The organism is Pseudomonas putida, from assembly GCA_029953615.1.
Lineage (GTDB): Bacteria > Pseudomonadota > Gammaproteobacteria > Pseudomonadales > Pseudomonadaceae > Aquipseudomonas.
On record CP124529.1, the window covers coordinates 3702325 to 3714070 of the forward strand.

The 11746-nt window shown below is 63.8% G+C and carries 7 protein-coding genes and 4 tRNA genes; 6 read left to right on the plus strand and 5 right to left on the minus strand.

Annotation, left to right across the window (positions count from 1 at the left end):
* Positions 1-87 precede the first annotated feature (87 nt).
* Positions 88-1461, plus strand: a complete 1374-nt coding sequence (rmuC, locus tag QIY50_17040; GenBank protein WGV23079.1) for a DNA recombination protein RmuC — start codon at positions 88-90, stop codon at positions 1459-1461.
* Here rmuC and QIY50_17045 read toward each other — a convergent pair.
* Together QIY50_17045 and QIY50_17050 are read right to left on the minus strand one after the other, a co-directional pair.
* Positions 1433-4909, minus strand: a complete 3477-nt coding sequence (locus tag QIY50_17045; protein WGV19116.1) for a PAS-domain containing protein — start codon at positions 4907-4909, stop codon at positions 1433-1435. The two genes, rmuC and QIY50_17045, sit on opposite strands and share 29 nt — an antisense overlap.
* 226 nt (positions 4910-5135) lie before the next feature.
* The gene (locus tag QIY50_17050; GenBank protein ID WGV19117.1) at positions 5136-6314 is read right to left on the minus strand and encodes an MFS transporter; all 1179 of its coding nucleotides are present in this window, start codon (positions 6312-6314) and stop codon (positions 5136-5138) included.
* 261 nt (positions 6315-6575) lie between these two features.
* On the opposite strand from QIY50_17050, the gene QIY50_17055 reads away from it, so the two are divergent.
* Positions 6576-8453, plus strand: a complete 1878-nt coding sequence (locus tag QIY50_17055; protein ID WGV19118.1) for an MFS transporter — start codon at positions 6576-6578, stop codon at positions 8451-8453.
* 10 nt (positions 8454-8463) lie between these two features.
* Here QIY50_17055 and sugE read toward each other — a convergent pair whose 3' ends face one another.
* Positions 8464-8781 (minus strand): quaternary ammonium compound efflux SMR transporter SugE, encoded by a 318-nt coding sequence (gene sugE / locus QIY50_17060; GenBank protein ID WGV19119.1) that lies wholly within the window; start codon positions 8779-8781, stop codon positions 8464-8466.
* Between the two features lie 267 nt (positions 8782-9048).
* The gene (gene rdgC, locus QIY50_17065; GenBank protein WGV19120.1) at positions 9049-9969 is read right to left on the minus strand and encodes a recombination-associated protein RdgC; all 921 of its coding nucleotides are present in this window, start codon (positions 9967-9969) and stop codon (positions 9049-9051) included.
* Positions 9970-10186: 217 nt separating this feature from the next.
* On the opposite strand from rdgC, the gene QIY50_17070 reads away from it, so the two are divergent.
* The 4 genes from QIY50_17070 to QIY50_17085 all read left to right on the plus strand — a co-directional run bounded on the left by QIY50_17070 (position 10187) and on the right by QIY50_17085 (position 10689).
* Positions 10187-10263 (plus strand) — tRNA-Val (locus QIY50_17070).
* 13 nt (positions 10264-10276) lie between these two features.
* Positions 10277-10353, plus strand: a tRNA-Asp gene (locus tag QIY50_17075).
* 170 nt (positions 10354-10523) lie between these two features.
* Positions 10524-10599, plus strand: a tRNA-Val gene (locus tag QIY50_17080).
* A 13-nt stretch (positions 10600-10612) separates the two neighbouring features.
* Positions 10613-10689 (plus strand) — tRNA-Asp (locus QIY50_17085).
* A gap of 226 nt (positions 10690-10915) precedes the next feature.
* On the opposite strand, the gene map is transcribed toward QIY50_17085, so the two are convergent.
* Positions 10916-11692: a type I methionyl aminopeptidase gene (gene map / locus QIY50_17090; protein WGV19121.1), complete on the minus strand. Its 777-nt coding sequence runs from the start codon at positions 11690-11692 to the stop codon at positions 10916-10918.
* Positions 11693-11746: the final 54 nt, after the last annotated feature.

Consider the following 11746-nt stretch of genomic DNA (forward strand, 5'->3'; position numbering starts at 1 on the left):
CTGGGCTTGGTGGCAGGTGCATTGCCTTGCCTGGGTTGGGTCATGCAGGTGCAGCGCCGCCAGGGCGTGCGGCAGGGCGAGCAGGCCTTGCTCGAAGAACGCCTCAATGCTGCCCTGCTGGCCCAGGCCGGCCTGCAGGCGCAACTGGACGCCAGCCGCGACGAGGTCAGCGACCTCAGCGAAGCCAATACCCTCAAGCAGACCCAGCTGGCCGCCCAGGGCCGTGAGCTGGAACTGCTGCAGATCGACCGCGACAATGCCCGTGATGCCGCCCATGCCTGGAGCATCGAGCGGGCCAGCCGCGAAGCCGAGTTGCGTCGGCTGGAGGCCCAGTCCGCGCGGCTGGAGGCCGAACTGCGCGAGCAGCAGGAAAACCACCAGCAGCGCCTGGAAGACCTGCAGGAAGCCCGCGACACCCTGCGCGCCCAGTTCGCCGACATGGCCACCAAGATCTTCGACGAGCGCGAGCAGCGCTTCGCCCAGACCAGTCAGCAGCATCTCGGCCAGTTGCTCGACCCGCTCAAGGAGCGTATCCAGGCCTTCGAAAAACGCGTGGAGGAAAGCTACCAGCAGGAAGCCCGCGAACGCTTCTCGCTGGGCAAGGAACTGGAGCGCCTGCAGCAGCTCAACCTGCGCCTGTCCGACGAAGCCACCAACCTGACCCAGGCGCTGAAAGGCCAGAAAACCCAGGGCAACTGGGGTGAGCTGATCCTCGAGCGGGTATTGGAGCATGCCGGCCTGGAAAAGGGTCGCGAATACCAGACCCAGGTCAGCCTGAAAAGCGCCGACGGCGAGCGCTTCCAGCCTGATGTGCTGATCATGCTGCCCGGTGACAAGCAGGTGGTGGTGGATGCCAAGGTCAGCCTCACCGCCTACCAGCAGTTTGTCGCCGGTAATGACGAGGCCGCGCTCAAGCAGCACGTGCAGTCGCTGCGCAGCCATGTCAAAGGCCTCTCCAGCAAGGACTACAACCGCCTCGAAGGCCTGCACAGCCTGGATTTCGTGCTGCTGTTCGTGCCGATCGAGGCAGCCTTCTCGGCAGCCTTGCAGGCCGAGCCGAACCTGTTCCAGGAGGCTTTCGACCGGCAGATCGTGATCGTCAGCCCGACTACATTGCTGGCCACCCTGCGGGTCATCGACAGCCTGTGGAAGCAGGAACGCCAGGGCCAGAACGCCCGTGAGATCGCCGAGCGTGCCGGCTGGCTGTACGACAAGTTCGTGCTGTTCATCCAGGACCTCGACGAGCTGGGCAATCGCCTGCAGCAGGTGGACAAGGCCTATGCCGCCGCGCGCAACAAGCTGTGCGAAGGGCGCGGCAACCTGGTCAGCCGCAGCGAACAGCTGAAGCTGCTGGGCGCCCGCGCCAGCAAGAGCCTGTCGGCCGACCTGCTGGAGCGGGCGCTGTCCGACGAGGCGTTGGCGGATGAAGCGCTTACTGAACCAGGCTCAGATGGCGATTGAGCATGGCGCGCAGGGCCGCCGGCTTGACCGGCTTGGCCAGGTAGTCCAGGCCAGTGGCATGCACCATGGCGATGGTTTCCTTGCTGCCGTCGGCGCTGATCACCACGCCTGGTACCGGCTCACCCAGGCGCGCGCGTAGCCAGCCCATCAGCCCGGTACCGGTCTCGCCGTCGTCCAGGTGGTAGTCCACCAGTGCCAGATGCGGGCGCATGCCCTCGGCCAGCAGGGCCTCGCATTCGACGCGGTTGCGCGCGGTCCACACCTGGCAGCCCCAGCGGCTGAGCAGGCTGTTCATGCCGATCAGGATGCTGTCTTCGTTGTCCACGCACAGAACCTGCAACCCGGCCAGTGGCTGGCCGCCCTGTTCCACCGGGGCGCTGGGCGCCGGGGCGGCCTGGCGGGCAATCGGTACGCTGACGCGGAACACCGTGCCCTTGCCAGGCCACGAGCGCACTTCCAGCTTGTGCCCTAGCACCCTGCACAGGCCGTCGGCGATCGCCAGGCCCAGGCCCAGGCCCTTCTCGGCACGGGTCTGGTGGCTGTCCAGGCGCTTGAACTCCTGGAATATCTCCTGCAGCTTGTCGTCGGCGATGCCTGGGCCGCGGTCCCACACTTCAAGCCACAACTGTTCGCCCTGGCGCCGTGCGCCCAGCAGGATCGGGCTCTTGCCATAGCGCAGGGCGTTGGTCAGGAAGTTCTGCAGCACCCGGCGCAGCAGCTTCATGTCGCTGTCCACCCGCAGGCGGCTGCCGCGCAGGCGGAACTCCAGGCCTTTTTCGGCGGCCAGCACCTTGAATTCGGCGCCCAGGGTGTCGAACAGTTCGTTGAGGGCGAAGGGCTTGGCATCCGGGGTGATCTTGCCGTTTTCCAGGCGCGAGATGTCCAGCAGGTCGCTGATCAACTCTTCGGCCGAGCGCAGCGAGCTGTCCATGTGCTGCACCAACTGCCGGGCTTCTTCATTCATGCCCTCGGCCTGCTGCGACAACGCGGCGGAGAACAGCCGGGCGGCGTTCAGCGGCTGCATCAGGTCGTGGCTGACTGCGGCCAGGAAGCGGGTCTTGGACTGGCTCACCGCTTCGGCACGGCTTTTTGCTTCGGACAACGCCTGGTTCAGTTGCGACAGCTCTTGAGTGCGCTCCGCCACCCGTTGCTCCAGGCCTTCGTTGGCATCGCGCAGGGCCTGTTCGGCCTCGCGGAACGGCGTGATGTCGGTGAAGCTCATGACGAAACCGCCGCCGGGCATCGGGTTGCCGATCAGTTCGATTACCCGGCCATTGGGGAACAGGCGTTCGGAGGAGTGCGCACGGCCCTGGCGCATCCAGTGCAGGCGCCGCGCTACATGCACCTGCGCCTCGCCCGGGCCGCACAGGCCGCGCTCGGCGTTGTAGCGGATGATGTCGGCGATCGGTCGACCCACGCTGATCAGCCCGTCGGGGTAGTTGAACAGTTCCAGGTAACGGCGGTTCCAGGCCACCAGGTGCAGGTTCTGGTCGACCACGCTGATGCCCTGGTTGATATTCTCGATGGCCCCTTGCAGCAGGGCGCGGTTGAACTGCAGTACCTCGCTGGCTTCGTCGGCGATACGCACCACGTCTTCCAGCTGCATGTCGCGGCCTTCGATGGCGGCCTTGACCACGGCGCGGGTCGACGAGGTGCCGAGCACCCCGGCCAGCAGGCGTTCGGTATGTTCGATCCAGTCGCCGTCGGCGTTCTGGTTGGGGTTGAAGCCCTTGCCCTGGCGGTAGGCGAAGCGGATGAAGCTTTGCCTGGCGCGTTCTTCACCGACGAAACGCGAGGCCAGGGTCAGCAGGTCGTCGATCTGCACCGCCAGCAGCGGCTTGCTGCTGGGCCTGGCGCTGGTCTGCTGGCCGATGAAGCGGCCGGCCTGCCAATGCTCGGAAACCCGCGTGCGCGACAGCACCGAAACCCAGGCGAACAGGGTGAAGTTGCCCGCCAGTGATAGCACCACCCCCTGGGTCAGCGGGCTGATCGGCAGGTTCAGCGGGTTGCCGTGCAGCCACGCAAGCCCTGGGAACAACTGCAGCGGCCAGCCCACGCTGTGCGCGGCAATCGGCAGCACCAGGGTGTAGAACCACAGGAAAATACCTGCGGCCAGGCCGGCGAACACACCACGGCGGTTGGCCTGCTTCCAGTACAGCGCCCCGAGCATGGCCGGTGTCAGCTGGGTCACGGCGGCGAAGGCGATCTGGCCGATGGTCGCCAGGCTGGCGGTGGAGCCCAGCAGGCGGTAGCTGACATAGGCCAGCAGCAGGATCACCACGATGGTCACCCGGCGTACCGAGAGCATCCAGTGGCGAAACGCTTCGAACGGCCGCTCGGCGTTGGTCCGGCGCAGCAGCCAGGGCAGCAGCATGTCGTTGGAGACCATGGTCGACAGCGCCACGGCCTCGACGATGACCATGCCGGTGGCCGCCGAGGCGCCACCGATGAATGCCAGCAAGGCCAGGCTCGGGTGGGCCTCGGCCAGCGGCAGGCTGATGACGAACGAGTCGGAAATCACTGTGCCCGGCAGCAGCATCTGCCCGGCCAGGGCGATCGGCACCACGAACAGCGCGGCCAGCGCCAGGTACATCGGGAAAACCCAGCGTGCCAGGCGCATGTCCTGGGGCTCGATGTTCTCCACCACGGTGACGTGGAACTGCCGCGGCAGGCAGATGATTGCCATCATCGCCACGGCGGTCTGTACCACCATCGACGGCCAGTTGATGGTTTCCTGCCAATAGTCCTGCAGGTGGATCGACTGGCGGGCCTGGCTGAACAGGTCGTCGAAGCCGTCATACAGATTGAAGACAACGAATATGCCCACGGCCAGGAAGGCCAGCAGCTTGATCAGCGATTCGAAGGCAATCGCCAGGACCATGCCGCGGTGGTGTTCGGTCACGTCCAGGCTGCGGGTACCGAAGACGATGGCAAACAGTGCCAGCACCAGTGAAACAACCAGCGCGGTGTCCTGTACGCGGGTGCCAGTGGCGTCGGCATTGGCGCCGATCAGCAAGTTGACGCCGAGCACGATGCCCTTGAGCTGCAAGGCGATATACGGCAGCACGCCGACCAGGCAGATCAGCGCCACGACCACCGCCAGGGACTGCGACTTGCCGTAGCGCGCGGCGATGAAGTCGGCAATCGAGGTGATGTTCTGTTGTTTGCTGATCAGCACCATCTTCTGCAGCACCCAGGGCGCGAAGATCAGCAGCAGCACCGGGCCCAGGTAGATCGGCAGGAAGGCCCAGAGCTGTTCGGCGGCCTGGCCGACCGCGCCGAAGAAGGTCCAGCTGGTGCAGTACACGGCCAGCGACAGGCTGTACACCCAGGCACGCAGCTTCGGCGGCAACGGCGTGCTGCGGCGGTCGCCATAGAAGGCGATGGCGAACATGATGGCCATATAGGCCAGGGCGACCACGGCGATCAGCCCGCTGGACAACGACATGAAAACTCCGAAGCAAAAAGATAACGCGGTCCCGATCAATCAGTCTGGCACGCAGGTGCCGCTTCGTCAGCGCAGACGATGGTCGCAGTGGCAGGTGGTCGCAGGGGGCATCCTGTACTGGCCTCTTCGCGGGCGCGCCCGCTCCCACAGGTACGGCGCTGCCCTCAAGGCATGTGATATCCCTGTGGGAGCGGGCATGCCCGCGAAGAGGCCGGTACAGCCAACATCAATTAGTGCGGGTACCCAGCCAATAAAACACCCCTGCCAGTATCACCGACAACACCAGCAGGTAGAAGATCGCCCCCGGCCACAGGTGCACCAGGGCAAACCCCACCATCACCGGCCCCAGCGCCGCGCCGAGGTTGGACAGGTTCTGTGCACCGTAATACACCCCACGCAAGTGCTCCGGCGCGATCAGGTCAATGAACATGTACTCGGCCGGGATCACGATGATCTCGCCCAGGGTGAACACCAGCATCGCCAGGCACCAGGCCAGCGCCGAGCCGGCCAGGGCAAAGCCCAGCAGCCCGGCGATGAACAGGCCCATGCCGGCCAGCAGCCAGGGCATCAGGCGCTGGCGGCTGATACGGCGGCCGATCAGGTATTGCAAGGCAATCACCGTCACTGCGTTGGTGGTCACCAGGTAACCGATCAGGCGCGCCGCCTCGGCCGGGCTGCTGGTCACCACCAGGTACTGCGAAAGGTAGGCGGTGAACTGGCCGAACACCACCGCGCTCAGCACCCCGCCCAAGGTGAAGCATACCAGCCGCCGGTCACGGGCCAGCCTTAATGCCACCTGGCCAAAGCCGACCCCGGGCTTGTCCGGCACACTGGCCTGCAGGCTGCGGTCACCCAGGCGCCAGTAGGCCAGGCACATACCCAGGCCGAGCAGGGCGGAGGCGATGAACGGCATATGCTCATCCAGCTCCAGCATGGCCACGCCAAGCAGCGGGCCGGCGGCGTAGCCGACGTTGCTGAGGGTGTACTTGATGGCGAACACTTCGGCCCGTTCCTCCACCGGGAGCAACGCGCAGAAGCCCGCCTTGGCGGCGATGTCGACCACTGCCAGTGCCAGATTGATCAGCACCAGGCAGAGAAAGAACAGCAGCGCCGAGTGGCTGGCGACTGCGCCGACGAAGGCCAGGGCAAACAGCAGGGTGCTGGCGCTGACCAGTGTGTGGTTGCGCAAGGTATCCACCAGGTGGCCGCCATACAGGCTCAGCAGCGAGGCGATGATCAGCGCGCCACCGATCAGCAGACCGATCTGGCTGATCGGCAGCTGAAAGTTGTCGGCCAGGTACACCACCAGGTAGGGCAGGGTAAGGGCACGGGCGACGGTGAGGGTAAAGGTGGTGGTAAGCAGCAGGCGTACGGTGTGCGGGTAGCGTTTTATGGCGGCGAGCATTGCCACATCCTTGTTGTTCTGTTTTGCCGGGGGCCAGCATATGCCAACAGAGGCCTGCTGCGCAGGCCTTTCGCGGGCACGCCCGCTCCCACATGCCCTCAAGGCATGTGATATCCCAGTGGGAGTGGGCGTGCCCGCGAAAGGGCCGGTACAGCCCTGCGAAGTCCTTGAGCGCTTGCCAGCCAGCGCATTTCCCATGCAGATTTGTGGCTTGTTGCGCCCGGCGCGCCTCCAATCGAAAAGCCCTCAGGACCAAGGACGATGAGTCACTCCTCGCAATTCACCTTGCTCGGCAAGCGGCGTTTCCTGCCGTTTTTCATCACCCAGTCGCTGGGTGCCTTCAACGACAACCTGTTCAAGCAGTCGCTGATTCTGGCGATCCTGTTCAAACTCAGCCTGGGCGACGGTGATCGTTCGATCTGGGTCAACCTGTGCGCCTTGCTGTTCATCCTGCCGTTCTTCCTGTTTTCGGCGTTGGGCGGGCAGTTTGGCGAAAAGTTCGCCAAAGATGCGCTGATCCGGGCGATAAAGCTGGCCGAGATCGCGATCATGGCGGTAGGCGCGCTCGGCTTCATCACCAATCACCTGGCGCTGATGCTGGTGGCGCTGTTCGGCATGGGAACCCACTCGGCGCTGTTCGGCCCGGTGAAGTACTCGATCCTGCCGCAGGCCCTGCGCGAAGAAGAACTGGTCGGCGGCAACGGGCTGGTTGAAACCGGTACCTTCCTGGCGATCCTCGCCGGCACTATCGGCGCAGGAGTGATGATGTCCAGCGAAAGTTATGCCGCCGTGGTGGCCGGTGGCGTGGTCGGCACTGCCGTGCTCGGCTACCTGGCCAGCCGCTGGATCCCGCGGGCCGCTGCTGCGTCACCGCAAATGCCGCTGGACTGGAACATCTTCAAGCAGTCGTGGGCGATCCTGCGCATGGGCCTGGGGCAGCCCCCGGCAGTGTCGCGCTCGATCGTCGGCAACTCGTGGTTCTGGTTCGTCGGCGCCATCTACCTCACGCAGATCCCGGCCTACGCCAAGGACTGGCTGCACGGTGATGGCACGGTGGTGACCCTGGTACTGACCTTGTTTTCGGTGGGGATTGCCCTGGGTTCGCTGCTATGCGAGCGGCTGAGCGGGCGCAAGGTGGAAATCGGCCTGGTGCCGTTCGGCTCGTTCGGCCTGAGCCTGTTCGGCCTGCTGTGGTGGTGGCACTCCGGCGATGTACCCGCTGCGGCGGCGCCGCACGATTGGCTGGCGCTGCTGGGCATGGGCCAGGCCTGGTGGATCCTGCTGTCAATCGTCGGTCTTGGGGTTTTCGGCGGCTTCTACATCGTACCGCTGTATGCACTGATCCAGGCCCGCACGGCCGAAGACCAGCGCGCACGGGTGATTGCTGCCAACAACATCCTCAATGCCCTGTTCATGGTGGTGTCGGCAGTGCTCACCATTATCCTGCTGGGCCTGGCCGATTTGAGCATCCCGCAGCTGTTCCTGGTGGTGTCGCTGCTCAATATCGCGGTCAACGCCTATATCTTCAGGATCGTGCCCGAGTTCACCATGCGCTTCCTGATCTGGCTGCTCAGCCATTCGATGTACCGCGTGCAGCACCGCGACCTTGAGCGCATTCCCGACGAAGGCGCGGCGCTACTGGTGTGCAACCACGTGTCGTTCGTCGATGCGCTGCTGCTGGGCGGGGCGATCCGGCGGCCGATACGCTTTGTCATGTATTACAAGATCTATAACCTGCCGGTGCTCAATTTCGTGTTCCGCACCGCAGGCGCCATCCCGATTGCCGGGCGCAACGAAGACCTGGCCATCTATGAACGTGCTTTCGCGCGCATTGCCGAATACCTGGCCGATGGCGAGCTGGTATGCATCTTCCCGGAGGGCAAGCTGACCGGGGACGGCGAAATCGATGTGTTCAAGGGCGGCGTCAACCGCATCCTCGAAGAAACCCCGGTGCCGGTCATTCCGCTGGCCTTGCAGGGGCTATGGGGCAGCTTCTTCAGCCGTGACCCGGCCAAGGGCTTTTTCAAGCGCCTGTGGTCGCGGGTGACCATCGTGGCAGGCGCCGCCATCCCGGTGGAGGCGGCGCAGCCAGAAGCGTTGCGTGAGCAGGTCAGCCGCCTGCGCGGTAACCTGCGCTAGTGGGAAGGGGTTAGCTGGCGCTGACTTTCAGGCCGACCAGGCCTGTAATGATCAGCGCCACGCTGACCAGGCGTACCAAGGCCATGGACTCGCCGAACAGGATGATGCCGGCGATCACCGTGCCGACGGCGCCGACGCCGGTCCAGATGGCATAGGCGGTGCCCAGCGGCAGCTCTTTCATGGCCAGGCCCAGCAGGCCCAGGCTGATGGCCATGGCGGCGACGGTGAGGACGGTGGGCAGTGGCTTGCTGAAGCCGTCGGTGTATTTCAGGCCGACGGCCCAGCCGACCTCGAACAGGCCGGCGAAGAACAGGATGATCCAGGACATGGTGCGTCTCCATCGTTGTGAAGGATGGGGCCGTCCCCGGAATGGTCACGCGGTGCGTCGTGAGGTCGTCCTCACAGTGGAATGCCATGGTGCACATATGCAGCCCTCTGGGCAAGCCTGTGCGGGCGGCTTCGCGGGTAAACCCGCTCCCACAGGGATCTCCACAATTTTCAGACCTGTGCGGTACCTGTGGGAGCGGGTTCACCCGCGAAAGGGCCGGTGCAGGCGAAAAATGATTTTCAGGCCAGCACCGGCATTTCAGACCACTCAAACCCCCTGCGGGATCTCTTCCCCGCCCAGCGCCTCGAACAGCACCGGCAGGAATTCGGCAAAGGTCATCATCATCAACTGGAAGCTGGCATCGAACTGCTGGGCAGCCTCATCGCCACCGTCCTGTTCGGCCTGCTCCTGCAGCAGTTCTTCGAACTTCAGGCGCTTGATCACCATCTTGTCATCCAGAATGAACGACAGCTTGTCCTGCCAGGCAAGGGCCAACTGGGTGACCACCTTGCCAGTGCTCAGGTGCAGCTGGATTTCCTCGCCGGTCAGGTCCTGGCGCTTGCAGCGCACGATGCCGCCGTCTTCGGCGGTGTCGCGCAGTTCGCATTCGTCCAGCACATAGAAGCCTTCGGCAGCTTGCTGCGACTTGACCCACTCGGTCATGGTAGCGACCGGTGCGATTTTCACGGTGGCCGGGCGCACCGGCAGCGAGCCCATCACTTCACGCAGGGTCGACAGCAGGTCTTCGGCACGCTTGGCGCTGGCGGAATTGACCAGGACCATGCCCAGGCGCGGGGCGATGGCGGCGAAGATCATCGAGCGGCGGATGAACGCGCGCGGCAGGAAGGCCTGGATGATCTCGTCCTTGATCTGGTCGCGTTCCTTTTTATAGACCTTGCGCATCTGCTCGGTCTCGATCTCTTCGACCTTTTCCTTCACCGCGTCATTGACCACGCTGCTTGGCAGGATGCGTTCTTCCTTGCGCGCGGCAATCAGCAGGTACTCGCCGCTGACATGCACCAGGGGAGCGTCTTCGCCTTTGCCGAACGGCGCGACGAAACCATAGGTGGTCAGCTCCTGGCTGGCGCAGGGGCGGGCCGGCTTGCTGGCCAGGGCCGCTTCCAGCGCTTCAGGCTCGAACGGGACATCCTGGGTCAGGCGGTAGGTCAGCAGGTTCTTGAACCACATGAGGGGCAATCTCTCCTTAATGCATAAGGCGCGCATTATTCTCCGAGCGGCGGTCTCAGGCCAACCCTGTCGGAGTGCCAGTAGCCGTTGTTGGATGCAAAGATGCACGAGGGAACGCTAGGTCTTTGAAAGGCCTGAGTTTTTTTTTGAAAAAAGTTGAAAAAGTGCTTGCCAGTGTACGGAGCCGTCCGTAGAATGCGCGCCACACCGAGACGAAGGGTGAATTAGCTCAGCCGGGAGAGCATCTGCCTTACAAGCAGAGGGTCGGCGGTTCGATCCCGTCATCACCCACCACTCGATGTTTAGCGCAGCGGTAGTTCAGTCGGTTAGAATACCGGCCTGTCACGCCGGGGGTCGCGGGTTCGAGTCCCGTCCGCTGCGCCATATTTCACTTCCAGGGCCTACTGAACACCCGGGAGTAACAGAGAAAGCGACCTCATGGTCGCTTTTTTTGTGCCTGCGATTTGGTGTTTCAGCGAAATTTGCAAAAAGTTCGATAAGAGCTTGCCAGAGCGCCAAGTCGCCCGTAGAATGCGCGCCACACCGAGAGACATGGGTGATTAGCTCAGCCGGGAGAGCATCTGCCTTACAAGCAGAGGGTCGGCGGTTCGATCCCGTCATCACCCACCACTCGATGTTTAGCGCAGCGGTAGTTCAGTCGGTTAGAATACCGGCCTGTCACGCCGGGGGTCGCGGGTTCGAGTCCCGTCCGCTGCGCCATATTTCCGCTTCCAGGGCCTACTGAACACCCGGAAGTCACAGAGAAAGCGACCTTAGGGTCGCTTTTTTTGTTTCTGCATTGAGCAAAAAACTATCTTCTATTGCCTGTCAGGGCCTCATCGCCGGCAAGCCAGCTCCCACCTCGACCGCGTTGATCTCAAGCCATGCGCTATCCCTGTGGGAGCTGGCTTGCCGGCGAATGGGCTGCAAAGCAGCCCCGGCAATCTCAGCGGCGATGCTCTTCTTCCCGCAACGTCAGCACTTCAAACCCATCCTCGGTCACCGCCACCGTATGCTCCCACTGAGCCGACAAGCTGTGGTCACGGGTTATCACTGTCCAACCATCTTTCAAGGTGCGCGTCCCGCGCCCGCCCTGGTTGATCATCGGTTCGATGGTGAACACCATCCCCGGCTGCAACTTCAGGCCCATCCCGCGCTGGCCAATGTGCAGTACCTCCGGCCCTTCATGCATCTGCTGGCCAATGCCATGCCCGCAATACTCACGCACGACGCTGTAGCCGGCCGCTTCTGCATGGGTCTGGATGGCATGGCCGACATCGCCCAGCGTTGCCCCGGGGCGTACCTGTTCGATGCCTTTCCATAGCGCGTCATAGGTGGTGTCGACCAGGCGCTGCGCCTCATTGCTGATCGGCCCGACGCTATACATCTTCGACGAGTCGGCGATATAGCCGTTCTGTTCCAGGGTGATGTCGACGTTGATGATCGAGCCTTCCTTCAGCACTTCATCGACCTTGGGCATGCCATGGCACACCACATGGTCCACCGAGGTGTTGAGCGAATAGGGGAACCCGTACTGGCCCTTGCTCGCCGGGCGGGCCTTGAGCGTGCCGATGATGAACGCCTCGGCGCGGTCGTTGATCTGCATGGTGGTCACGCCAGGGCGGATGAAGCTGTCGAGGTCCGCGAACACCTGGGCCAGCAGCTGGCCGGCGCGGCGCATCAGGTCGAGTTGGGCGGGGGTCTTGATAATCACCTGGGACATGGGGGAGTGCAGTGGCTCGTGCTGGAATGTGCCCCAGCATAGCGCCATGGGGTG

Excerpts from the sequence above, each read along its gene's own strand:
- QIY50_17045 (WGV19116.1), bottom strand. The coding sequence starts at position 4,909 with ATGTCGTTGTCCAGCGGGCTGATCGCCGTGGTCGCCCTGGCCTATATG.
- QIY50_17050 (WGV19117.1), bottom strand. The coding sequence starts at position 6,314 with ATGCTCGCCGCCATAAAACGCTACCCGCACACCGTACGCCTGCTGCTT.
- QIY50_17055 (WGV19118.1), top strand. The coding sequence starts at position 6,576 with ATGAGTCACTCCTCGCAATTCACCTTGCTCGGCAAGCGGCGTTTCCTG.
- sugE (WGV19119.1), bottom strand. The coding sequence starts at position 8,781 with ATGTCCTGGATCATCCTGTTCTTCGCCGGCCTGTTCGAGGTCGGCTGG.
- rdgC (WGV19120.1), bottom strand. The coding sequence starts at position 9,969 with ATGTGGTTCAAGAACCTGCTGACCTACCGCCTGACCCAGGATGTCCCG.
- map (WGV19121.1), bottom strand. The coding sequence starts at position 11,692 with ATGTCCCAGGTGATTATCAAGACCCCCGCCCAACTCGACCTGATGCGC.